This is a genomic window from Archangium sp., from assembly GCF_036389735.1.
GTDB lineage: Bacteria > Myxococcota > Myxococcia > Myxococcales > Myxococcaceae > Archangium.
Genome location: NZ_DASVWK010001079.1, coordinates 1 through 23,379, shown reverse-complemented (window position 1 = coordinate 23,379; position 23,379 = coordinate 1). Strand labels below are relative to the sequence as shown.

Here is a 23,379-nt window from a genome sequence, read left to right as displayed (position 1 = left end):
TCTTCGAGGGCACCGGGCTGCGCACGGACCGCCTCTTCGAGCCGGTGCGTTGAAGCACGTCGCGGTGCTTGACGCACCGCGCACGCCGCTGCTACGCCCCGGGCTCATGCGCGCTCCCTCTGGAAAGGTAAGCCTCGGTGGTCTGGTGCTGTTGGCCCTCCTCGCCGGGGCCATCTACGTCGCCGCGATGCTCGTTCCCGTCTACGTGGACAACCTCACCGTGAAGGAGGCTGTCACGGCGGCCCACAACCGCGCCATCGCGGTGTTCGATGAGCGGGCGATGCTCAACACCATCCTGGAGCGCACCAACCGCCTGGGCTACCACTGGGAATACGACAAGTTCGGCAAGGCCACCCGCGTGCCCGGTCTGGGGTTGAAGCCGGAGCAGATCGTCATCGAGCGCAGCGAGGTCACCTCGAGCGTCCTCGTCCGGGTCGAGTACGACCGGACGGTCCGCTTCAAGCCGAGCAAATACGTGCGCACGATTCACTTCCGGGTCGAGAAGGAAGGCATCCCAGGGCAGCGCTAGGGAGCGTATGAGACACCTGCTGGGAATCGAGGGCCTGCGGCGCGGTGACATCGAGGCGCTGCTGGACCGGGCGGAGGCACACGTCCACGGTGGGCCGGACGCCACGCACGTGCTGAAGGGCAGGGTGGTGGCCAACCTCTTCTTCGAGGACTCCACCCGGACTCGCACCTCCTTCGAGATGGCGGCACACGCGCTCGGGGCCGAGGTGCTCAACTGGACGACGGCGGGCTCCTCCGTCTCCAAGGGCGAGACGCTGCTGGACACGGTGCGCAACATCGAGGCCACCGGGCCCGTGGCGCTCATCATCCGGCACCGCTCCTCGGGTGCTCCCCACCTGGTGGCCAGGCACGTGAACTGCGCCGTCATCAACGCCGGGGACGGCACCCACGAGCACCCCTCGCAGGCCCTGCTGGACGCCTTCACCCTGCGTCGCCGCTGGGGCCGCCTGGACGGGCGCACGGTGCTCATCGTCGGCGACATCTTCCACAGCCGCGTGGCCCGCTCCAACCTGCACTGCCTCACCACGCTGGGTGCCAGGGTGGTGCTGTGCGGCCCGCCCACGCTGCTGCCTCCCGGCCTGGAGTCCTTCGGCGCCGAGGTCACCTCCAACCTGGACGCCGTGCTGCCCCGCGCGGATGCCGTCATGTGCCTGCGCGTGCAGTCGGAGCGGCAGGGCGAGAACTTCTTCCCCTCGACGCGCGAGTTCTCCCGCCTGTATGGGCTCAACGCCGCCCGGGCCGAGCGGCTCAAGCCAGAGGCGCTCGTCCTGCACCCGGGTCCCATGAATCGCGGCGTGGAGATCGCCCCCGCCGTGGCCGACGGCCCCCGCAGCGTCATCCTGGAGCAGGTCGCGCATGGTGTGGCCGTCCGCCGCGCCATCCTGGAGGAGGTGTGTCGGTGAGCTCCACGGTTCTCTTCCGCCGCGGGCGGGTGATCGATCCCCGCAACGGCGTGGACGGCGTGCGCGACGTGCTGGTGCGCGACGGCCGCGTCGCCGAGGTCTCCGAGACGGCGCTGGACGTGCCGGACGCGCGGGTGGTGGATGCCCAGGGCAGGCTGGTGCTGCCGGGCTTCATCGACCTGCACGTGCACCTGCGCGAGCCGGGCGAGGAGGGCAAGGAGACGATCCTCACCGGCTGCATGGCGGCGGTGGCGGGCGGTTTCACCTCGGTGGTGGCCATGCCCAACACCAAGCCCGTCAACGACAGCGTGCTCGTCACCGAGTACGTGAAGGCCAAGGCCCGCGAGGCGCGGCTGTGCAACGTGTACCCGGCGGGCGCCATCACCAAGGGCCTCCAGGGCGAGGAGATGGCGGAGATGGGGGCGCTCCTCGGCGCCGGCTGCGTCTGCATCACCGACGACGGCCGCCCGGTGATGAACGCCGGCCTCATGCGCCGCACCCTCCAGTACGCCACCCTCTTCGACGTCCCCGTGATGGTGCACGAGGAGGACCTGACGCTCTCCGGCAAGGGCGTGATGAACGAGGGGCGCACCGCCACGCGGCTGGGCCTCGTGGGGATTCCACCCTCGGCCGAGGTGGCCATGGTGGCGCGCGACCTGATCCTCCTGGAGGAGACGAAGGGTCGGCTGCACGTCGCCCATGTCTCCTGCGAGGGCAGCGTCCGCCTGCTGCGCGAGGCGAAGCGCCGGGGCCTGCGCGTCACCGCCGAGGCCGCGCCGCACCACTTCACCCTGGATGACGAGGCGGTGGGCGGCTACGACACCCATGCCCGCATGAATCCCCCTCTTCGCTCCCGCGCCGACGTGGAAGCCATCCGCGAGGCCTTGGCCGATGGCACCATCGACGCCATCGCCACGGACCACGCGCCCCATGGCGTGCTGGAGAAGCAGGTCGAGTTCGAGAAGGCGTGGAACGGCGTGGTGGGCCTGGAGACGGCCCTGGGCCTCACGCTGAGCCTCGTGCGCGAGGGCGTGCTGAGCCTGTCACGGGCGGTTTGCCTGCTGACGGACGGGCCCGCGAAGGCATTCGGGCTGTCGGGCGGTCACCTGGCCCCCGGAGCCCCGGCGGACATGGTCGTCGTGGAGCAGGACGTGGAGTGGACGGTGGACTCGGCACGGTTCTTCTCCCGCAGCCGCAATACCCCCTTCCACAGTCGAAGGCTGACAGGTCGGGTCGCCCAGACGTGGGTCGGCGGGCGACTCGTCTTCGAGGACGGACACATCAAGGAGTCCAGGTGATGAAGCGGGCAGTGCTGGCATTGGCGGATGGCACCACCTTCGAGGGTCGCGCCCTGGGCGCCACCGGCGAGACGGTCGGTGAGGTCGTCTTCAACACGTCGATGACCGGCTACCAGGAGATCCTCACGGATCCCTCCTATGTCGGGCAGATCGTCACCATGGCGTACCCCGAGATGGGCAACGTGGGCGCCAACCCCGGCGACCAGGAGTCCCCCAAGCCCCATGCCGTGGGCATGGTGGTGCGCAACGCCACCTCCCAGCACTCCAACTGGCGCGCCCAGCAGACGCTCGACGCCTACCTCAAGAGCCACGACATCGTCGGCATCGAGGGCATCGACACCCGGCGCCTCGTGCGCCACGTGCGCACGCACGGCGCGCAGATGGGCGTCATCTCCACCGAGGACCATACGGCCGCCGCCCTGGTGGAGCGCGCCCGCGGGGCTCGGGGCATGGAGGGGTTGGACCTCGCCACCGGCGTGTCCACCGACAAGCCCTACCTCTTCACCTCGCCCACCCCGAACTTCCTCGACGAGGCGCCCCGGCCCGCCCCCGAGCTCCGCTTCGACGTGGTGGCCTATGACTACGGCCTCAAGCGCTCCATGCTCCATTTCCTCGTGGACGTGGGCTGCCGGGTGACGGTGGTTCCCGCCGGTACCACCGCCGAGCAGGTGCTCGCCCAGAAGCCCCACGGCGTCTTCCTCGCCAATGGCCCCGGAGATCCCGCCGCCGTGGTGGGCGCGGACAAGACCGTGGCCGGGCTGCTCGGCAAGGTGCCCGTGTTCGGCATCTGCCTGGGCCACCAGATTCTGGCGCTCGCCCTGGGCGGCCGGACGTACAAGATGAAGTTCGGCCACCGGGGCGCCAACCAGCCGGTCAAGGACCTGACCACCGGCAAGGTGGAGATCACCTCCCAGAACCACGGCTTCGCCGTGGACGACGCCAGCGTGAAGGGCAAGGCCGTCGTGAGCCACATCAACCTCAATGATGGCACCGTCGAGGGTCTCCACATCCCCGACGCCCGTGCCTTCAGCGTGCAGTACCACCCGGAAGCCTCGCCCGGTCCGCACGACGCCCGCTATCTCTTCTCGCGTTTCGCGAAGCTGATGGCCGGAGAGTAGGATCGCACCGCCACATGGAATCCCCGCTCTCCCCGCTGTCGTACCAGCCCTATCTGGATCAGCTCATCGCCTTTGGCAGCCAGGAGTCGCGCAAGCCGGACCTCCTCGACGCCAAGGCGGAGTACCTGCGCCTCACTGGTGAGGTCTTCGAGGACGACAAGATCTTCGAGCTCCGGATGGCGTCCTTCCTGGACTACTACCTCTTCGATCGCGTCTCGCCGATCTCCAAGCTGACGCCGGCCGCGGAGCTGTACCAACTGCGCCAGCAGAGCGCCTCCCCCGAGGAGGCCAACGCCTTCCGCTGCTTCACCGAGACCGTCCACGGCCTCTTCGAGGTGCGCAAGCTCGGCAAGGGGCTCGTGCGCCTGCGCGAGCTGTACTCCGGCAAGGACTTCGATGTCACCGAGCGCCGCCACGTCGCCGGGCTCGAGACCGGAGATGTCCTGGAGGCCCGGCTCATCCCCTTCGCCGGCCACCTGCTGTTCTCCTCCGCCTTCTGCTTCCACCCTCGCGTCGCCGTGAAGTCCATCAAGGCCGAGGTCAAGCGCCGCAAGAAGAAGGAGCCGGAGCGTTCTCCCCAGGAGCTCGTCTGGGAGTGCGCCCGCCGCGCCGTCAAGGTCGAGCGCTACAAGCAGATCTCCATCGAGCGCATCTACGACTTCTCGCAGACCACTCCCTGGCTCGCGTCGGCCAGCTAGGGAAGGGTGACGCATGGGGGCCCGGTTCGCCGGGCCCCACGGGCGCCGCCGTCAGTCACACGGCAGCATCAAGGTGAACGTCGCGCCCGCTCCGGGACGGCTGGCGAGCGTCACGTTGCCGTCGTGGGCCTCGACCACCTGCTTCACGATCCACAGCCCCAGGCCGAAGCCCCCCGCGAACTGCTCGCTTCCCGCCTGGGCGAAGCGCTCGAAGATTCGCGCGTGGTCCTTCTCGGAGATGCCCGGGCCGCCATCTCGCACGACGATTCGCACCCAGGGGCCCTCGCCCTGGACCCGGATGTGGATGGGAGAGCCCGGGGCATAGCGGGCCGCGTTCTGAAGCAGGTTGGTGATCGCCTGCTCCAGCCGCATCCTGTCCCAGCAGCCCACCAGGGGCTCACGTGCATCGACCGTGACCTGGCAGCCGACACGGGTGAACTCTTCCGCGAAGCGTTCCGCCGCATCCGCCACGAGCTCCGACATGTCGAAGGACTCTCGCTGGAGCATCGGCGTCCTGGCATCGGCGCGGGAGACATCGAGCAGGTTGTTGATGAGCTTCTCGAGGCGGCCGCACTGCACCTGCACCCGATTCAGCCGGGCGTTGAGCTGCTCCGGCGTCAAGGTTCCCCTCGCCTGGGCGCGAACCATCCCCTGCACATAGAGCTGGAGCGAGGTGATGGGGGTCTTCAGCTCGTGCGACGCGATGGAGAGGAACTCATCTCGCGAGCGGACCGCTTGCTCCAGCTCGGTGGTCCGCTCGAGCACCCGGTACTCGAGCTCGGCGTTGAGGCGGTGCAGCTCCTCCTTCGCCATGCCCAGCGCGGCGCTCTCGATCACATGCCAGTCGCCCGCCCTGCGCGTGAGGGCGAACTGGTGGTTGGCGACCACGTCCAGGATGTCGTGGGGCTGGCACCGGTCCAGGCAGTAGCTGCAGAGACCGATGATGTTGCGACCCTGGAAGGTGTTCGAGACGCGGGCCTCGTAATCGACGAAGCCGTTCCAGTCCGAGCGCTCGACCCAATAGGTGTTGCCCGTCAGCCGCAACCCGGCGAACCCATCCGCCCGGGCCCGCTCCTCCCGCTCCACCCATCCTCGCAGGGTGGAGTCCGGGTCGGTCTTCCCCGTCGCCGTGTACCAGTCCTGGTGGTCGATGATCTCGATCTGGTTGCGCCGCTCACGTTCCGCGAGATCCGGGACGGCATTGCGAAGGGCCGTTCGCGCGTCCCTGGCCGGAAGCGGCTCCGAGGTCACCCAGAGGCACTTCTCGTTGCTGTCGAGGCCCGCCTTGAAGAACGGCACGAGCGAGTCCACGAGGTCTTCTTGCACTCCGTAGAACTGACAGAAGTGCGACCCCCAGGGCAGGGAACCGACGGCCGAAAGTCCGCTGGGTCGAAGTTGTTCGTGCATGAAGTTCCCGAAAGCTTGGAGGGGTCCGCCTACAACATCGCAGATCTGCCTCTTTCAAGTACGGCTTACGCCCCCGCCGATAAAGCAGCCGATGGGACAGGCGCTCCAGTGCCTCTTTTTCGCGCCAGCCGGGACATTCCGTTTACAACGCGTTCCGTGCAAGTGCACAATTCCATGTATTTTGCGCCTTCGTGACAGCGAAAAGCACGAAATTCCGTAATTACATGGAGAGATTCATGGATGTCAGGGGTTTGAGAGTGGTGCTCGCGGCCCTGTTGTTCGTGGGCCTGGTGGCGGGCTCCGAGGCGGTCGCGGCGGGCTTCACCCTTTTCGAGAGCGGGCAGGTCCGCCCGTTGGCGCTCTCGCCGAGCGGCAAGCTGCTCTTCGCCGTCAACTCCCCGGACAACCGCCTGGAGGTCTTCCAGGTCGAGAACGGCCACCTCGTCCACCGCTCCTCGGTACCCGTGGGACTCGAGCCCGTCGCGGTCGCCGCCCGCAGTGACGAGGAGGTCTGGGTCGTCAATCACCTGTCCGACAGCGTGAGCGTCGTGCGACTCGGCGCGGACGGGCGCGGCGGTGCCGTGGTGCGGACCCTGCTCGTCGGTGACGAGCCTCGCGACATCGTCTTCGCCGGGCCCTTCAAGCGGCGCGCCTTCATCACCGCCGCCCACCGTGGCCAGAATGTCCCCTTCGATCCTCAGTTCACCACGCCGGGCGTCGGCCGGGCCGATGTCTGGGTCTTCGACGCCGACAACCTGGGCCTCTCGCTCGGCGGCAACCCGCTCTCCATCGTCAACCTGTTCAGCGACACGCCTCGCGCGCTCGCGGTGACGCCCGACGGCTCGCGCGTCTACGCGGCGGCGTTCCACTCCGGCAACCGCAGCACCATCCTCCACGATCTCCTCGTGCCCAATGGCGGCGAGGCGGTGGGCGGCGTCCCGGGTCCCAACACCAACTTCCAGGGGGTGCCGGCGACGGAGGTCGGTGTCCTCGTCAAGTACAACGGCCAGGACTGGGTCGACGTGTTGGGCCGCTCGTGGACGGACAAGGTGCGCTTCTCCCTGCCGGACAAGGACGTGTTCGCCATCGACGCCACCTCCAACCCGCCGGCGCAGCTCGCGGGCCCGGCCGGCTTCTACTCGGGCGTGGGCACCATCCTGTTCAACATGGCCGTCAACCCGGTGAGCGGGAAGGTGTACGTCAGCAACACCGAGGCCCGGAATGATCTGCGCTTCGAGGGCGCCGGCCTCTTCGCCGGCACCAGCCTCCGGGGCCACCTGCACGAGAGCCGCATCTCGGTGCTGAGCCCGGCGGGCGTCGCCCCCCGGCACCTCAACAAGCACATCGACTACAGCTCCTGCTGCGCCCCTCTGCCCAACCCCGAGAACGAGAAGAGCCTCGCGCAGCCGCTCGGCATGGCGGTGAGCTCCAACGGCTCCACGCTGTACGTGGCCGCGTTCGGCTCCTCGAAGATCGGCGTCTACTCCACCGCCGCGCTCGAGGCCGACACCTTCGTGCCGAGCACGGCGAACCAGATCCTCTTGAGCGGCGGCGGACCGACCGGCCTCGTGTTGGATGAGGCCCGCGGGCGCATGTACGTGCTGACGCGCTTCGACAACGGCCTCTCCATCATCAACACCGCCACCCGCCAGGAGATCGCCCACCTGAAGCTGTACAACCCCGAGCCGGAGAGCGTGGTGAAGGGACGCCCGTTCCTCTACGACGCGCGGAAGAGCTCGAGCCACGGGGACTCGTCCTGCGCGAGCTGCCACATCTTCGGCGACTTCGACAGCCTGGACTGGGACCTCGGCAACCCGGATGGCACCGTCAAGGACAACCTCAACCCCATCGTCCAGGTGCCGCCCGAGTTCGGGAGTGATGCCACCTTCGGGCAGGACCCCGACTTCCACCCGGTGAAGGGTCCGCTGGCCACCCAAAGCCTGCGCGGGATGGCGAACCACGGGCCCATGCACTGGCGAGGAGATCGCACCGGCGGCAACGACGCGCCGAGCCTCCAGCCGAACAGCGGGGCCTACGACGAGGTCGCGGCCTTCAAGCAGTTCAACCCGGCGTTCGTGGATCTGCTCGGCCGCAACGCGCAGCTCTCCCCGGCGGAGATGCAGCAGTTCACCGACTTCATGCTCCAGTTGAGCTACCCGCCCAACCCGGTGCGCAACCTCGACAACTCGCTGACACCGGCGCAGCAGGCGGGGCGCGACTTCTTCTTCAACACCGTGAGCTTCTTCCATGGCCCCTGCGCGTCGTGCCACAAGGTGGATCCCAACGCCAACCCCAGCGCGGGCCCCTTCAAGGGCGTGTTCGGAACGCAGGGAGACTCGGCCTTCGTCGCGACGTCCATCTTCCCGAAGACCCCGCACCTGCGGAACCTGTACCAGAAGGTCGGCATGTTCGGCGTGGCGTACGACTTCGGCTTCCAGCTCGCCGACCCCTTCCTCGGCGATCAGGTCCGCGGCTTCGGCTTCAACAGTGACGGCTCCGTCGACACGCTGTTCCGCTTCAACAGCGGCTTCGACTTCCATCCCATCTTCAACTCCGTGGGCATGCCGGACACGCCCGAGAGCGTCCAGGTCAAGAAGGACATGGAGCAGTACCTGCTGGCCTTCGACACCAACCTGGCGCCGATCGTCGGCCAGCAGGTGACGCTCACGGCCGTCAACCCGACCGTGGTGGGCCCCCGCATCAACCTGTTGAGGGCGCGCGCGGATGTCGGCGAGTGCGAGCTGGTGGCGAAGGGCCGGGTCCTGGGCCACGAGGTGGGTTTCCTCTATGGCGGAAGCGGGCAGTTCTCACGCGACCGGCAGGGCCAGCCCCCCGTCTCCGATTCAGCCCTCCGCGCGTACATCATCGCGAACGGCGGGGTGCTGACGTACACCTGTACGCCTCCGGGCTCGGGCCAGCGCATCGGGCTGGATCGCGACCTCGACGGGTTCCTCGACGGCGACGAGCGGGCGGCGGGGAGCAATCCGGCCGATCCCCTCAGCACGCCTTGAGCTGACCGGCCATGCAGTCCGCTCCCGATTCAGCAGCCCGGTCCTCCCTGGCCCGCGCGACGCTCATCAAGATGGGCGTGCGCATCGCGGTGATCATCGCGCTGGCCACCGTCTTCAGCTACCTCCACATCTTCAACTCCTTCCGCACCGAGGTCCTGGTGCAGCTGGAGCGCGGTGTGGCGGAGCGCGCCGAGCGGGAGCAGGCCATCTTCGTGCAGGCGGAGGACAACCACGTCGTCCTCAAGAAGGCCCTGGAGGAGCGGCTCCAGGCCTGGCGCCAGCAGGAACCCGGCCCCCGCTTCGACAGCCTGTTCGCGCAGCTCCCCGATGGCACGATCCGCAACCGCCCCGAGGGGTTCGACGGCACGAGGATGCCGGGGGTGTTCGTTCCCAAGGGCGTGACGGCCGGAGTCGACCTCCGCCGCCAGCTCCTGGCCGCGTACGACGTGGTCGCCCAGTACGGGCCCGCCTTCCACGTGCGCTTCCAGAACACCTACGTCACGCTGCCGGGGGGGGCGATCGTGATCTACTGGCCGGAGCGACCGACCTGGTGTCGGGAAGCCGAGCCGGGCTTCGTGAGCAGCGACTTCGAGTTCTTCACCATCACCACCCCCGAGAACAATCCCCGGAGGCAGACGGGCTGGACCGCGATCTTCTCGGATCCCGTCGCCAATGCCTCGATGGTCTCGGTCTCCACCCCGGTGGACGTGGAGGGCCGACACGTCGCGACGATCAGCCACGACATCCTCATCGAGGAGCTGAAGGGCCGCACCCTCAACGACCACCTGCCCGGCGCGTACAACATGCTCTTCCGCGAGGATGGTCAGCTCATCGCCCATCCAGACCTGAAGCTGGAAGGCTCCGAGGAGGGCTACAACATCTTGAGCGCCGCCGAGCAGCCGGGGGCCGCGTCCGCACGGATCGGCACCGCGGAGCAGCGAGCCCACCTGCTCGCCATCTTCGAGCGGGTGAAGGCCCGTCCAGCCGGTCAGGCCGTGGTGGAAATTCCAGAGTACGACGAGGACCTCGCCGTGAAGCGGCTGGAGGGCCCGGGTTGGAACCTCGTCACGGTGCTGCCCGAGCAGGTGGTGTCCTCGGCCGCCTTCCGGGTGGCGCGCTATGTCCTGGCGTTCGGCGTGTTGTCGCTGCTGATGGAGCTGGCCATCATGTACTGGGTACTCCGGCAGCAGATCTCCCACCCGCTGCTGGCCTTCACCCAGGCCAGCGCCCGGTTGGCGGCCGGTGACTTCCAGGTGGCGCTGGACACCTCGCGCGGCGACGAGCTGGGGCAGCTGGCGCACGCCTTCCAGCGGATGGCCGGGGAGGTGCAGCGACGCGAGGAGGCCCTGCGGCAAGCCAACGAGGGGCTGGAGCAGCGGGTGGAGCAGCGCACCCGGGAGCTCCAGGACACCCACCGGCAGCTCCTGGAGACCGCGAGGCAGGTGGGCCGGGCCGAGATCGCCACCAACATCCTGCACAACGTCGGCAACGTCTTGACCAGCGTCCACTCCTCGGCGCAGCTGGCCAGGGAACGACTCTCCACGCTGAAGCTCGAGAAGTTGCAGTGGGTGGTGGAACTGGTGGATGCGCGGCAGACCGACCTGGCGACCTTCCTCTCCCAGGACGAGCGTGGGCGCACCGTGATGCCCTTCCTGCGCGAGCTGGGCAAGCACATGCTGTCGGAGCGCCATGAGCTCTGGAACCTGCTCGGCGACGTCAACCGGCACACCGAGCACATTGGCGCCATCGTCAAGCTCCAGCAGCGCTACGCCCGCACCCCGCAGCATCTCCTCGAGCCGGTCCAACTGAGCGAGCTGGTGGAGGACGCCCTGCGCATCAACCAGGCCGCGCTCGGCCGGCACTCCGTGCAAGTGGTGCGCGACCTGGCGCCCCTGCCGCCCGTGGTGACCGAGAAGCACAAGGTGCTGATGATCCTCGTCAACCTCGTCAGCAACGCGAGGTACGCCCTGGATGGGGTGCCCGAGGCGGAGCGGCGCCTGTTCGTGAGTCTGAAACAGCCCACCCCCGAGCGCATCCACATCGAGGTGCGGGACAATGGCATGGGCATCGCGCCGGAGATGCTCACCCGCATCTTCCAGTACGGCTTCACCACCCGCGAGCAGGGGCACGGCTTCGGGTTGCACTCCAGCTCCCTGGCGGCCCAGGAGATGGGGGGCTCACTGAGCGTTCACAGCGCCGGGCCGGGGCAGGGGGCCACCTTCACGCTGGAGCTGCCCGCCACCCTGGAGCAGCAGGGCGGGCGGGAAACTCCGTAGCGGCGAAGCCTCGCTCAGATGCGGTGCACCGAGATCATGTTGGTGCGCCCCGGCTCGTTCAGCGGCACGCCCGCCACGATGACCACCGGCGTGTCCAGCGCGCAGATGCCGTCCTCGCGGCACAGCCGCCGTACCTGCCGCAGCATCGCGTCCGTGGACTGGCAGCGGCCCACGTGCTTGGCCGTCACCCCCCAGTAGAGCGCCATCCGGTTCACCGTGTCCGGGTTCGGCGTCAGCGCGACGATCCGCGCCCTCGGCCGGAACTCGGAGATGAGCCGCGCCGTCAGACCGCGCTCCGTGTAGGCCACGATGGTGTGGATGCCCATCTGCTCGGCCGCCGCCACCGCCGCCGCCGCCACGCCCGTGGAGATGTCATGGCCCGAGTCCGGGAAGGGCACGTGTTGCAGGTTGCGCACCGCGCCTGTCTCCGTTTCCTCCACGATGCGCGCCATGGTGGACACCGCCCCCACCGGGTGCTTTCCCGCCGCCGTCTCCCCCGAGAGCATCACCGCGTCCGCCCCGTCCAGGATGGCGTTGGCCACGTCCGACACCTCGGCGCGCGTGGGCCTCGCGTTGTTCACCATGCTCTCCAGCATCTCCGTGGCCACGATGACCACGCCCCCCATCGCGTTCACCGTGCGCACCATGCGCTTCTGGATGGCCGGCAGCTTCTCCAGCGGCATCTCCACGCCCAGGTCCCCGCGCGCCACCATGATGCCGTCCGCCTCGCGGGCGATCGCCTCCAGGTTGTCCACCGCCTGCGGCTTCTCGATCTTCGCGATGAGCGGCGTGTCCCGCCGCGCCACCAGCTTGCGCGCCCGCCGGATGTCCTCCGCCGTGCGCACGAAGGAGAGCGCCACGTAGTCCACCCCCACCTCCTGCCCGAAGGCCAGGTCCTCCTCGTCCTTCTTCGTCACCGTGGGCACCGACACGTGCGCCCCCGGCAGGTTGAGGCCCTTGTGGTCCTTCAAGATGCCGCCCAGCTCCACGTAGCAGGTGACGTCCTGGCCCTTCACCTTCTCCACCTTCAGCCGCACCCGCCCGTCGTCCAGCAGGATGGGGTGTCCCGCCGCCACGTCCTTGGGCAGCGACTTGATGGGCGTGGGGATGAGGTTGCCGTGGCCCATCAGCGAGCGCGTGGTCACCACCACCGTCTGGCCCGTCTGCACCTCCATGCACCCACCTTCGAACTTGCCCAGGCGGATCTTCGGCCCCTGGATGTCCTGGAGGATGGCCACCGGCACTCCCAGCTTCTTCGCGGCGCGGCGGATGAGGTTCACCCGACGGCGGTGCTGGTCGTGCGTGCCGTGCGAGAAGTTGAGTCGGGCCACGTTCATACCGCCGCGGATGAGTGCCTCGATGACTTCGGAGGAGTCCGAGGACGGCCCTAGCGTGCAGATGATCTTCGCCTTGCGCATGGGCGCGCATCCTAGGCGCATGCCGCCGCCTTGACAGCTTCACGTCCTAGGGAATACTCACCATTCACGCGGGCGAGAGCGACGGCGTCGGCGCGGCGGTACTTTTTTCCAGGGTCTGTTCGTCCCTACGTTGCGAGAAAGCCCGGCGTCCCTGGAGGGGGGGCCGGGCTTTCGCCTTTCCGCGGGGTGTGTTTCCGGAGCGCTAGAGGCTGATCTCGTCCGTCTTCTCGGGCACCAGCGGCGGGGCGAGTCCCGGAGGGGGCTGGCCCTGGTGTGGATCCATCGGGTGCATCGGCTCCGCGTCGCCGCTGCCGCCCACGCCCGGGCCTTCCTCACGCAGCGCGTCGATCTCCGAGCGGCTGATGCCGGCCTCGTCCAGCACCTTGCGCGTCACCATGATGCGGGCCTTGCCGTCCAGCGCCATGGCGATGGAGTCCGAGGGCCTCGCGTCCAGCGACAGCTTGCGCTTGCCCTGGGTGAGGAAGATCCGGCCGGTGTAGATGTCGTCGCGCAGGTCGTCGATGCGCACCTCGACGACCTTGCCGCCCAGCCCCGTCACCAGCGAGCCCAGCAGATCCTGCGCGAGCGGCTGGGGCGGCTGCATGTGGGCGAGGCGGAAGGCGATGGCCACCGCGGCCGACTCGTCCACGAAGATGGGCAGCACCAGCTCGCCGTCCTCGGTGGAGAGCACCACGGCGTGCGTCTGCGCCTCCACGAGCGGGATGACGTCGCGCACCTGGAGCTCGATCAGCTCCTTGCAGGCGGCGGGGTTTCCACCCTGCTTTGGCACGCAGGCCGCTGTCTCACTGGCGACGGGTGCCTTCACCGAGGGTGGGGCGCCAGCAAATCCCGGGAGCACGAGGCCTCCCAGAGCGAGCAGCGCGGCGGACAGCGGAGCAAGGAGGAAAGTGGCGGAGATGGGCGTTTTCACCCTGCAAACGTGTGCATGTGCGCGGGTGAGGGGAGGGCGCCGCCTCATGCTCGCCTGCTCCCCAGCCTCTCACCGCTTTGTCGCCCGGCGACGTGGACCGCGGGGGTAGACGGGCGAGCATCAGCTCTCGGGCTCGTCCTCGTCGTAGTCCTCCTCGTCCTCCACGTCCTCGTCCTCGTCGAAGTCCAGCTCCTCGTCGTCGGACTCCTCCTCGTCATCGTCGGACTCCTCGTCCTCGTCGAGTTCGTCCTCGAGATCCTCGGTCTCCAGCGACATGGAGACGGAGAACTTCTTGCCCAGCACGGCCACCTGGGTGCGCATCTCGGTGAGGGCCGCGACGAAGTCCTCCTGGATGTTGGTCGCAACCTTCTGACCGCAATGAGGGCAGACGAGCTTCTCCGTCCCCTCGATGAGGTCCCCAGCGTCCAGCTCGAAGGTGCCCTCGCACTTCTGGCAAGTCAGATCGATCGTCATGTGAGTCGCGCGGAATACATAGCCGCCCGGTTGCCTGTCAACGCCCGTGGCGGGCCGCTACACGGTTTCAGTACCCTGAAACCCTCTATGGACACGCCCAGGACGATGGTGCATGCGCTCCAGGATCAAGCCACCCGGCGGCAGCACCGTCCGGCCCTGTGGACGCGCAGGGGGCGCAACTACGTGCCCACCTCGTGGCACGAATATGCCCTCCGGGTGAAACGCTTCGCCCTCGGGCTGCACGGGCTCGGCTTCCGGAGGGGAAGCGCCCTGCCCATCCTCTCCTTCAACCGGGAGGAGTGGCTCGTGGCGGACATGGCCGCCCTCGCCCTGGGCGGCATGCCCGTGGGCATCTACACCTCCAGCAGCCTGGAGCAGGTGCGCTACATCGTCGACCACTGCGAGGCCGGGTTGCTCGTGGTGGAGAACGAGAAGCACCTGGCCACCGCACTGGCCGTGCGGGAGCGCGTGCCACGGTTGCGTCACATCATCGTGATGGACGCCCCCTCCAGCCCGCTGCCCGAGGGCGTGCTGCGCTACGCGGACGTGCTCCAGCGGGGCACTGGCGTCGATGAGGGGCCCTACTGGGACTCCGTCAACGCGCTCCAGCCCGACGCGCTCGCCACCCTCATCTATACCTCCGGCACCACGGGCCACCCCAAGGGGGTGATGCTCAGCCACCGCAACCTCGTGTGGACGGCCGAGCACCTCATGCGCGCCGCCGAGCTGGAGGAGGAGGGTGAGGTGCTGCTCTCGTACCTGCCGCTGGCTCACATCGCCGAGCAGATGCTCAGCCTCCATGGGCCCATCCTGGTCGGCGCGGAGGTCTACTTCGCGCGGTCCTTCGAGACGCTGGCCGAGGACCTGCGCGACGCCCGGCCCACGCTCTTCTTCGGCGTGCCGCGCGTCTGGGAGAAGTTCAAGGGCCGCATCGAGCAGTCGCTCCGCGAGCTGCCGCCGGCCCGCCAGAAGGTGGTGGGCTGGGCCCGCGCCGTGGCCTCCGAGCGCCATGCCCGCTCGCTGCGCCACCAGCGCGTCCCCCTGCACCAGGAGGGGCAGTACCAGCTCGCCCGGCGTACCGTCCTCCAGGCGCTCCTGGCGAAGATCGGCTTGGATCGCACCCGCTTCTTCTCCACCGGCGCCGCCCCCATCGGCCGCGACGTGCTCGAGTTCTTCGCCTCGCTCGACGTCGTCCTGCGCGAGGTGTACGGCCAGTCCGAGTCCTGCGGGCCCACCTCCCTCAACACCCGCGGGGCCACGTGCCTGGGCTCACTCGGCCGGCCCCTGCTGGGGGTGGAGGTCCGCATCGCCGAGGACGGGGAGATCCTCGTGCGCGGCGGGGGCATCTGCCTGGGCTACTACAAGGACCCCGCCGCCACCGCCGAGCTGCTCCAGGACGGCTGGCTCCACTCCGGCGACGTGGGGCACCTCGACTCCGAGGGCTACCTCCACATCACCGGCCGCAAGAAGGAACTCATCGTCACCTCCGGCGGCAAGAAGACGGCTCCCGCCCACATCGAGCTGCTCCTCAAGGCCGTGCCTCCCGTGGGCAATGCCGTCGTCATCGGCGAGCGCCGCAAGTTCCTCGTGGCCCTGCTCACCCTGGACCCCGAGCGGGCCCGAGCCCTCGCACGCCAGCACGGTTGGCCCGAGGACCTGAAGGCCCTCGCCACCGATTCGCGCCTGCGCCAGTTGCTCCACGAGTCCCTGGAGCGCGAGGTGAACCCGCGGCTGGCCCGCTTCGAGACCATCAAGCGCTTCGCCGTGCTGGCCGAGGACTTCTCCATCGCCAGCGGGGAGCTGACCCCCAGCATGAAGGTGCGCCGCCAGGCCGTCGAGGCCCGCCACGAGGACCTCATCGAGTCCCTGTACGCCGAGGAGGACGCGGGTCCCCCCGAGGTCCAGGCGGGGTAGGGCTCCTCGTTTCTCCGGGTGGGGAGGAACTGTTAGGATTCGGGCGCTTTGGCGCGCATTCGCCGGGGGGTGCCCGTGTCGTGCCTGCTTCGCTTCGTGGTGCTGTCTCTCGTCCTCGCCGTCGTGGCCTCGCCACCGGCGCGGGCCGCCGACGCCCCCGCCGCACCTTCCGCGCCGGTGCGCTTCGAGACCTTCGGACGGGTGCTGCGGGTCATCAACCCCACCACCGTGGTGGTGAACCGCGGGCGCGCGGAGGGGCTGACGCGCGAGGCGAAGGACCTGAGCATCTACCCGCGGCGCAAGGACCCGAAGACCGGACAGTACTCCTTCGGCTACCCCGTGCGTCTGGCCCGGGCTCGGGTGGAGTCCCTGGAGGAGCACTCGGCCCGGCTCAAGCTGTTCCTGGTGACCGATCCGGTGCGGGAGGGCGACCCCCTCGGCTATCACCTCGACGTGACCGAGGCGCAGCGGGATGACCCTCTCCTCGAGGTGGCCCTGCTGGACGTGGAGGTCCGCACCCTCGATGACGAGGCCCCCATCTATCGGCTGGGGGAGATTCGCGAGCTTCCCCTGGAGGCCTGGCGCCCGCGCGTCCTCGATGCCCTGGTTGCGGAGATCCACGCGCGGGCGGACATCGCTGGCGAGGTCTACACCCAGCGCCTCGAGGGGGGCCGATTCCATGGCAAGACCTTGAGCGAGGCGTTCGCAGCCACCGGCCCCGCGGAGGTCCTGGCCTTCTTCGAGTTCGTGCGCGAGTTCCCGGGCAAGTACATGTGCGACACCTGGAAGCTGGTGGAGGTGTACGGGACCTGGATCGTCAATGGCTCGCCGGCGGAGATCCGGAAGTCCCTCGAGCGCCGGGTCAAGCCCCTGATGGAGCAGGGGGACAAGGCCGCGGAGGAAGGACGTTTCGCGGACGCCGAGGCCGCCTTCCGCCGTGGGCTGGAGCTGCTGCCGGACGACAAGCCGCTGAGCGAGCGGCTCGAGGCGATGACCAACGTGCGCGTGTGGAGTGCCATGTTGGAGAAGGACCCGGACGACACGGCCCTGCGCTGGAAGCTCATGGTCGCCTATTTCAACCAGGGAGCGTTCGCGGACGCGACGCGGGAACTCGACAAGCTGGAGGCGGCCGGCTACCAGCCCGAGCAGGTGCTCAAGTACCGGGGTCTCGTGGCCTGCAGGCAGGAGCGCTTCGATGAGGGGCTGCGCATCCTCGCGCGGGTGCTGGCGCGCGGACCCGACAAGGACGCCTCGGAGCAGAGGGTCTCCTGCCAGCAACTGAAACAGCTCAAGGCCCGGCCCGGCTCGGTGCGCGCGCTGATCGCTCGCGCCGAGCAGCAGGCGTCCCTGGGCTACTGGGGCGCCGCCCAGACACGTTACTGGTCCGCGCTCGACGCGGCGAAGACGAAGGCGGAGATCGAGCAGATCCGGAGCGGCCAGCGGCGCGTGGCCCTGCTGGAGGATCTCGAGGAGCTGGAGGCGCGGGCCAAGGGCCTCATCGAGCGGCACGAGCTCCCGTTTGCCCGCAAGCTGGTGACCCGGCTGCTCGAGCAGTGTGACCAGGCCGGAAAGCCAGGGCGCGTGGAGGAGCGACTGGCCCGACTGGCGTCGACGGCCTATGACGTCTTCGAGGTGGAGCTGGCCCTCGAGCTGCGGCGGGAGCAGCTGCGCCGGGCTCCCAAGGATCTGGCCGCACACCAGGCTCTCGCCTGGCTCCTCCTATGGCGCGGCGAGTTGGCGGCCACCACCGCCGAGCTGAAGGTGGCCCAGGCGCTCGGGCCGGATGCGCCCTACACGCATTACATGTGGGCGCGCGTGCACCTGGAGGAGGGGCGGCTGGCGGAGGCGCGTACTTCCGCCGAGCGCGCCCTGGCGGACAAGAAGTACGCCTGGCCCCGCCAGTTCATGGCGCAGTTCAGTGCCAGCGGGGGCCGTTACGAGGAGGCGGTGCGCTGGGCGAAGGAGGCGCACGCGCTTCGTCCGGACGAGTCTGAAGTGAAGGACACCCTCCTGGCCGCCCTGCGCGCGGAGGAGGCGGCACGCGCCATCTCGGAGGGGCGGGACGTGGCACGCAACCGGTTGCGGCTGGTGCGCGCACTGGTCGCCATGACTCTCGGAGAAGCGGCCCGGCGCGAGGCGGATGCGCTGGTGGGGACACCCCACCATGAAGAGGCGAACTGGGCCATCGCCTCGTCGGAGTCCAGCCTGGTGCGGCTCCCCTTGAAGGCGGCGGCGGCCGACGCGGTGCGGGCGGAGACGCCCGCCCGGGCTCGGATCGTCGGGTTGGTGCGTGCGCGCCTGGCACTCCGGGAGCGGCCGGACGAGGCGGCGGCCCGTGTGACGCTCGCGCGGGCCCTGGTGGACACCGGTGCCTTCCATGAGGCGCTCGCGGTGCTTGGCCCCCTGTTGGTGGACGAGAAGAGCCAGGAGTTCGCCGCCCGCGACGTGGCCGAGCTCGCGCGGCGCGGCCTGCGGGCGCTGGAACTCCATACGGTGAGCGGGCAGGCCTCCTCGCGCGAGGACTACAAGACCGCCGAGCGCTACGCCGCCCAGGCCCAGGAACTGCTGGAGTCGGTGGGTTACAAGTATCTCGTCTTCCACATGGCCAGGTGGAGGGCCTCTCTCCTCTCCGACCAGGGACGGTATGCCGACGCGTTGAGCCTCCTCCGCCCCATCCTCGAGGCGGCGCGTGCGGAGGGCGACCCGCTCACGCTCCATGACATGGAGGTGGGGGTCGCCCGCATCGAGAGCAACAACGGCTCACTCGATTCGATGAGCCAGGCACTCGCTCGAGGCCGGAGCTTGTGCGAGGAACTCGACGATGAGGTCTGCCTGGCGAGGATCCACAAGGATCTCGGCCTGCTGGAGTTGAACACGGGCCGGCTCAACATCGCGCGACAGGAACTGGAGCGCGCGCTCCAGCTCGCCCAGCGGACCGGCCAGCAGCGACTGGAGCGCGAGACACTCGGCTCGCTGTCCGATACGGCTCGGATGATGTCCGAGCCGAAGCGGTCACGCGAGCTGGCGGAGGATCTGCTGCTGCGCAGCCGCAAGGCGGTGGATCCCGGCAACGAGCGCTTCGCCCTCATGTTGCTGGGCGCGTTGGACATCAAGCAGGGAGACGCGGCGCGGGCGCGTGCACGGTTCGAGGAGGTCTACCGGTTGGGCCAGCGCACGGGAGATACGGCGACGCGCGCGCAGGCACGGTTGTGGGACGGGAACGCCGCGCTGCTCGCGTCGCACGACCCACGGGCGGCCCTGGGCTCCTACGAGCAGGCCGTCGTGCTCTATGGCGGCCTGGGGGACGAGATGCATCAGGCGGAGGCCCTCAAGGGGGTGGGCGAGGCGCGGGCGGCGCTGGGCGAGCTGGTTCAGGCACGCGAGGCCCTGGCCTCCGTCATCGAACTGGCGCGCGCACGCAAGCGCCTGGTGATGGAGGGGGAGGCTCAGTCGGAGCTGGCCCTCGTGGAGGTGCAGCGCGGTCAGGCCGGGGCGGCGCTGGCGGCGGCGAACGAGGCGGTGCGGATCGCGGACGCCTCCGACATGCCCGAGGCGCGTTGGCTGGCCCACTACGCCCTGGCACGGGCGCTGGATGCGAGCGGCAAGCAGGCCGAGGCCTCCACCCAGTATGAGACGGCGGTGGCCGAGCTCGGCCGGGTGATGGGGAGCGCTGGCGAGGGGGAGGGGGACCGGGAGCGCCTGCTCTCCTACGGGCGCAGGCGCCAGGTGTTCGAGGACGCCATCGAGCACTACCTGCGCCTGGGCCAGACCGAGCGCGCGCTCGAGCTGCTCCAGCTGTCACACGACTCGCGCCTGCGCCAGATGTTCGACTCCAACCGCCTGAAGGTCCGCGACGGTCAGCTCCAGGAGACGCTCCAGCAAATCGGGGATGCGGAGTCCAGGGCGCGGGCGGCCCAGCAGCAGATCTCCGAGGAGTATTCCAAGTCGCCCGAGCTGCGCAGCGACGCGCGCATCGCGGCCCTCTCCCAGGTGGTCGCCAGCACCAAGAAGGAGATGCTGCGGCAGCTCCAGGCCCTCAAGAGTGAGCACGGTCAGCTCTACGGCCTGCTGGCCATTGATCCCCAATCCATCTCGGACGTGCGCAACGCGCTGCCCGAGGGGACGCTGGTGGTGGTGTACTTCATCGCCTCGGACTCGCTGTATGCCTTCCTCATCACCCGTGGCCAGGACCGTGCCCAGGTGGTGAAGGTGTCCGTGCCCCCCGCTCAAGTGGAGGAGGCGGTGTTCGCCTACCACGATGCACTCGTCCAGCAATCGAAGGAGGTGTCCGTGTTGGCCGAGCGGCTGCACGGCTGGCTCATCGCCCCCATCGAAGCGGAGATGGCGCGGGCGAAGACGACGCTGGTGGTGCCCTTCGGGCCGCTCTACTACCTGCCCTTCCACGCGCTCTCCACGCCGGATGCCTCCGGCCGCCCCGTCTACGTGCTGGAGAAGCACCGGCTCGGCTATCTCTCCTCCACCACCTTCTTCAAGATGATGGACCCCGAGCGCAAGGTCCGGACGAATACCCTGCTGGGCTTCGCCAACCCGGATGGCACCCTGCTCAGGGCTCGCCAGGAGCTGCAGCGCATCACCTCCGAGTCCTACCCCGACGCGCGCGTGCTGTACGGACAGGACGCCACCAACGAGCGCTATTTCGAGCTGGCGGGCGGCTACGACATCATCCACTTCGCCACCCATGGCGTGCTGAGCAAGAACGCGCTCGCCAGTCACCTGAAGATGGCCCGGGGACCGCTCTCCGTGGACGACATCGTCCAGTTCAGCGACCTGGAGGGGAAGACGGGGCTGGTGGTGCTGTCCGCCTGTGAGACGGCCCTCGAGCACGGCAACCGCGCGGGCGATGAGTTCATCTCGCTGGCCCGCGCTTTCGGAGCCGCCGGGGCCCCATCGATCCTGGCGTCGCTGTGGAAGGTGGACGACAAGGCCACCAGCGAGCTGATGGCCACCTTCTACGCCCAGCTCCGCAAGTCCCCCCAGGTGGACACCCTGGAGGCCCTGCGTCAGGCGCAGCTCCACGTGCTGCGGTTGACGGAGAAGGACGGGCGCCGGCTCTACCAGCATCCCGGGTACTGGGCCCCCTTCACGCTCATTGGCGATTTCCGCTGAGCGGCTGGCGCTCCAACGCTCGCGCGAAGGCGTCCCGCCGCTCACCCGCCACGCACACGGCGAGCCCCTCCAGGACGCCACACCGCGCGCCGGCCTGGAGGAAGCCGGGAAGCCGCGCGGGCATCACCACGTAGGCCGTCTGGGCCTCCACGCCACCGGGGTGCATGGTGGCACGGCAGTCCTCCTCCAGCGCCTGGGGCGTGCGCGAGGCATAGCCGGAGTTGAAGGTGAGCTTCAGCCGGTACGCCGTATAGGCCAGGGCATTCACCAGCGGCTCGTCGTAGTGGCACACCCACTGCGCCTGCACGGGGAAGAGGGCGAGGTGCTGGTACGAGCCTTTCAGCTCCTCCCACTCGGGGGCCCGCAGCCGGGGGAATTCCCGGCGAGTCTGGAGCGGACCGCGCTCGGCGCGCCAGTCATGGGCCTGCACCCCGAGCGCGAGTCCCAGCACCGCGGTGACGACTCCGGGCCGCTCGCGCCACAACCGGGCCACCAGCACGAGGGCGCCGCACACCAGCAGGTAGTGCAGGGGCCAGATGAAGCGTCCCGAGGCACGGAAGGCCGCGGTCGGCTTCGCGAGGGGCGCATAGAGGGCGCTCACGTCCACCACGGGCTGCCCCCGCCACGTCACGTGCCCTGAGAGCGCGTACACGGCCATTCCCAGCACGACCACCAGCACGGGCACCACCCGCCGCCACGGCAGTTGCCGCACCGTGCGCGAGCGCATCGCCGCGCTCGCCAGCGCCACGGCGAGCAGCAGCAGCCCCCCGGCTCCGAGGTACCCGAAGCCCTCGCCCTGCCGGGGCCGCGCCGGCTGATCCGGCAGCAGACGGGACCAGCCCATGGGGTTGAACAACGTGGCGAGGTCCGCCGAGAACTCGTTGAAGCCCTCCGCGCCGAGCCCGCTCCCCCCGAAGTAGCCGAAGAGGGAGAAGAGGAGCACGTCCAGCACGGCGATGGCCCCGGCCGCCCCGGCCACGCGCGCCCAGCCGAGCAGGTGGCTCCAGGCGAGCCGCACCGCCAGCGCCACGGTGAGGGGGAAGAGCATCGCCACCCAGTAGGGGTGCGTTCCGGCGCCGATGGCGTTGAAGAGGGCCGCCAGCGCCAGCCCGCGCCAGGCCGCGCGCGCGTCCGGGTACTCCCGCAGGTTGAGCCAGAGGAGCGCCACCAGCAGCCAGTGGGCACAGAGCGTCGGGTGGCCGAAGCGCGCCGCCATCACCGGGGCCAGCGCCAGCAGCACGCCGCCGAGCACCTGGTGCACGGCGCGCGAGGACACCGTCCCCACCAGCCGCGCGCCGAAGTAGCCCATCAGCACGTAGCACAGTCCCAACCAGGGGCCGGTGTACTGGAAGTCCACCGGGAGCCACGGGGAGAAGGGCTTGAGCAGCACGGCCAGCCACGGGTTGGCGTCCGTGAACGCGACCGAGGTGCCGTAGGGGTAGAAGTGGTTGGGCGCCGCGCCCAGGGGCAACTGCCAGGGCGCGTTGCGGAAGAAGAGCCAGCCGAAGATGTGCGCGGCCCAGTCCTCGCGCATCATCCAGTCGATGCGCGTGGGCGGCAGCACCGCGCCCCCTCCCAGCCACAGGAACCAGCCCAGGCCCCCGAGCGCGGCGAGCCACGGCGCGAGACGTTGAGCCAGCGGGGGAGCGGGAGGAGTCACGGAGCGGGGCGGCGGGCGTGGAGGGGGAAAATCAAGAGGGCCGCGAGTGGAGTCCGTAGACCCTCACCCCGGCCCTCTTCCCAGCTGGTGCTGGTGCTACTTGCGGTCCGTCATCATCACGTAGTCGCGACGCGTCGGGCCCGTGTACACCTGACGCGGACGGGCGATCTTCTGCTCCGGATCCTTCACCATCTCCTGCCACTGCGCGCACCAGCCCACCGTGCGGGGAATCGCGAAGAGCACCGGGAACATCTCCACCGGGAAGCCCATCGCCTCGTAGATGAGGCCCGAGTAGAAGTCGACGTTCGGGTAGAGCTTGCGCTTCACGAAGTACTCGTCCTGCAGCGCGATGCGCTCGAGCTCCACGGCGATCTCCAGCAGCGGGTTCTTGCCCGTCACCTCGAAGACCTCGTCCGCCACGCGCTTGATCACCTTCGCGCGCGGGACGTAGGACTTGTACACGCGGTGGCCGAAGCCCTGGAGCTTGCCCTTGCCCTGCTTCACGTCGCCGACGAAGGCCTCGACGTTGTCGAGGGAGCCGATCTCCGTGAGCATCTTGATGACGGCCTCGTTGGCCCCGCCGTGGCGGGGGCCGTAGAGGGCGGAGGCGGCGGCGG

The 23,379-nt window shown here is 69.2% G+C and carries 15 protein-coding genes; 9 read left to right on the top strand and 6 right to left on the bottom strand.

The features are described from left to right. From VF794_RS38875 to VF794_RS38855, 5 genes are all read left to right on the top strand, one after another. Window positions 1–529: hypothetical protein (locus tag VF794_RS38875; RefSeq protein ID WP_331118618.1), on the top strand; the 529-nt coding region annotated here is incomplete at its 5' end. A gap of 7 nt (window positions 530–536) precedes the next feature. Beyond that, window positions 537–1,430: an aspartate carbamoyltransferase catalytic subunit gene (locus VF794_RS38870; protein ID WP_331118617.1), complete on the top strand. Its 894-nt coding sequence runs from the start codon at window positions 537–539 to the stop codon at window positions 1,428–1,430. Continuing rightward, the gene (locus VF794_RS38865) at window positions 1,427–2,728 is read left to right on the top strand and encodes a dihydroorotase (protein ID WP_331118616.1); all 1,302 of its coding nucleotides are present in this window, start codon (window positions 1,427–1,429) and stop codon (window positions 2,726–2,728) included. Before VF794_RS38870 ends, VF794_RS38865 begins: the two co-directional genes overlap by 4 nt. Next, window positions 2,728–3,846, top strand: coding sequence for a glutamine-hydrolyzing carbamoyl-phosphate synthase small subunit (carA, locus tag VF794_RS38860; protein ID WP_331118615.1), 1,119 nt, complete (start codon window positions 2,728–2,730; stop codon window positions 3,844–3,846). The genes VF794_RS38865 and carA overlap by 1 nt, the downstream gene beginning before the upstream one ends. 14 nt (window positions 3,847–3,860) lie before the next feature. Then, a complete protein-coding gene (locus VF794_RS38855) occupies window positions 3,861–4,544 on the top strand; it encodes a hypothetical protein (RefSeq protein ID WP_331118614.1) in 684 nt (227 codons plus the stop codon). A gap of 51 nt (window positions 4,545–4,595) precedes the next feature. On the opposite strand, the gene VF794_RS38850 is transcribed toward VF794_RS38855, so the two are convergent. After that, window positions 4,596–5,951 (bottom strand): MEDS domain-containing protein, encoded by a 1,356-nt coding sequence (locus VF794_RS38850; RefSeq protein WP_331118613.1) that lies wholly within the window; start codon window positions 5,949–5,951, stop codon window positions 4,596–4,598. A gap of 236 nt (window positions 5,952–6,187) precedes the next feature. On the opposite strand from VF794_RS38850, the gene VF794_RS38845 reads away from it, so the two are divergent. Together VF794_RS38845 and VF794_RS38840 are read left to right on the top strand one after the other, a co-directional pair. Then, window positions 6,188–8,962 (top strand): hypothetical protein, encoded by a 2,775-nt coding sequence (locus VF794_RS38845; RefSeq protein WP_331118609.1) that lies wholly within the window; start codon window positions 6,188–6,190, stop codon window positions 8,960–8,962. 11 nt (window positions 8,963–8,973) lie between these two features. Then, window positions 8,974–11,238, top strand: coding sequence for a sensor histidine kinase (locus VF794_RS38840; protein WP_331118605.1), 2,265 nt, complete (start codon window positions 8,974–8,976; stop codon window positions 11,236–11,238). Between the two features lie 14 nt (window positions 11,239–11,252). On the opposite strand, the gene pyk is transcribed toward VF794_RS38840, so the two are convergent. The 3 genes from pyk to VF794_RS38825 form a co-directional block, all read right to left on the bottom strand. Next, window positions 11,253–12,656, bottom strand: a complete 1,404-nt coding sequence (gene pyk, locus VF794_RS38835; RefSeq protein ID WP_331118603.1) for a pyruvate kinase — start codon at window positions 12,654–12,656, stop codon at window positions 11,253–11,255. 202 nt (window positions 12,657–12,858) lie between these two features. Then, window positions 12,859–13,446: a bifunctional nuclease family protein gene (locus tag VF794_RS38830; RefSeq protein WP_414641014.1), complete on the bottom strand. Its 588-nt coding sequence runs from the start codon at window positions 13,444–13,446 to the stop codon at window positions 12,859–12,861. Between the two features lie 261 nt (window positions 13,447–13,707). Beyond that, on the bottom strand, window positions 13,708–14,061 hold the full coding sequence (locus tag VF794_RS38825) for a hypothetical protein (RefSeq protein WP_331118599.1): 354 nt from the start codon (window positions 14,059–14,061) through the stop codon (window positions 13,708–13,710). A gap of 87 nt (window positions 14,062–14,148) precedes the next feature. On the opposite strand from VF794_RS38825, the gene VF794_RS38820 reads away from it, so the two are divergent. Together VF794_RS38820 and VF794_RS38815 are read left to right on the top strand one after the other, a co-directional pair. Next, window positions 14,149–15,975 (top strand): long-chain fatty acid--CoA ligase, encoded by a 1,827-nt coding sequence (locus VF794_RS38820; RefSeq protein ID WP_331118597.1) that lies wholly within the window; start codon window positions 14,149–14,151, stop codon window positions 15,973–15,975. A gap of 75 nt (window positions 15,976–16,050) precedes the next feature. Further along, entirely contained in the window at window positions 16,051–21,102 is a 5,052-nt protein-coding gene (locus tag VF794_RS38815; RefSeq protein ID WP_331118595.1) for a CHAT domain-containing protein, read from the top strand. On the opposite strand, the gene VF794_RS38810 is transcribed toward VF794_RS38815, so the two are convergent. Further along, window positions 21,083–22,762, bottom strand: coding sequence for a DUF6311 domain-containing protein (locus tag VF794_RS38810; RefSeq protein ID WP_331118593.1), 1,680 nt, complete (start codon window positions 22,760–22,762; stop codon window positions 21,083–21,085). The genes VF794_RS38815 and VF794_RS38810 overlap by 20 nt on opposite strands. Before the next feature lie 96 nt (window positions 22,763–22,858). Then, the coding region (locus VF794_RS38805; RefSeq protein WP_331118591.1) for a citrate/2-methylcitrate synthase at window positions 22,859–23,379 on the bottom strand (521 nt) is incomplete at its 5' end.

Bases quoted from the DNA above. Each gene is read 5' to 3' on its own strand.
- VF794_RS38870 (WP_331118617.1), top strand. From the start codon at position 537: ATGAGACACCTGCTGGGAATCGAGGGCCTGCGGCGCGGTGACATCGAG.
- carA (WP_331118615.1), top strand. From the start codon at position 2,728: ATGAAGCGGGCAGTGCTGGCATTGGCGGATGGCACCACCTTCGAGGGT.
- VF794_RS38855 (WP_331118614.1), top strand. From the start codon at position 3,861: ATGGAATCCCCGCTCTCCCCGCTGTCGTACCAGCCCTATCTGGATCAG.
- VF794_RS38850 (WP_331118613.1), bottom strand. From the start codon at position 5,951: ATGCACGAACAACTTCGACCCAGCGGACTTTCGGCCGTCGGTTCCCTG.
- VF794_RS38845 (WP_331118609.1), top strand. From the start codon at position 6,188: ATGGATGTCAGGGGTTTGAGAGTGGTGCTCGCGGCCCTGTTGTTCGTG.
- VF794_RS38840 (WP_331118605.1), top strand. From the start codon at position 8,974: ATGCAGTCCGCTCCCGATTCAGCAGCCCGGTCCTCCCTGGCCCGCGCG.
- pyk (WP_331118603.1), bottom strand. From the start codon at position 12,656: ATGCGCAAGGCGAAGATCATCTGCACGCTAGGGCCGTCCTCGGACTCC.
- VF794_RS38825 (WP_331118599.1), bottom strand. From the start codon at position 14,061: ATGACGATCGATCTGACTTGCCAGAAGTGCGAGGGCACCTTCGAGCTG.
- VF794_RS38820 (WP_331118597.1), top strand. From the start codon at position 14,149: ATGGACACGCCCAGGACGATGGTGCATGCGCTCCAGGATCAAGCCACC.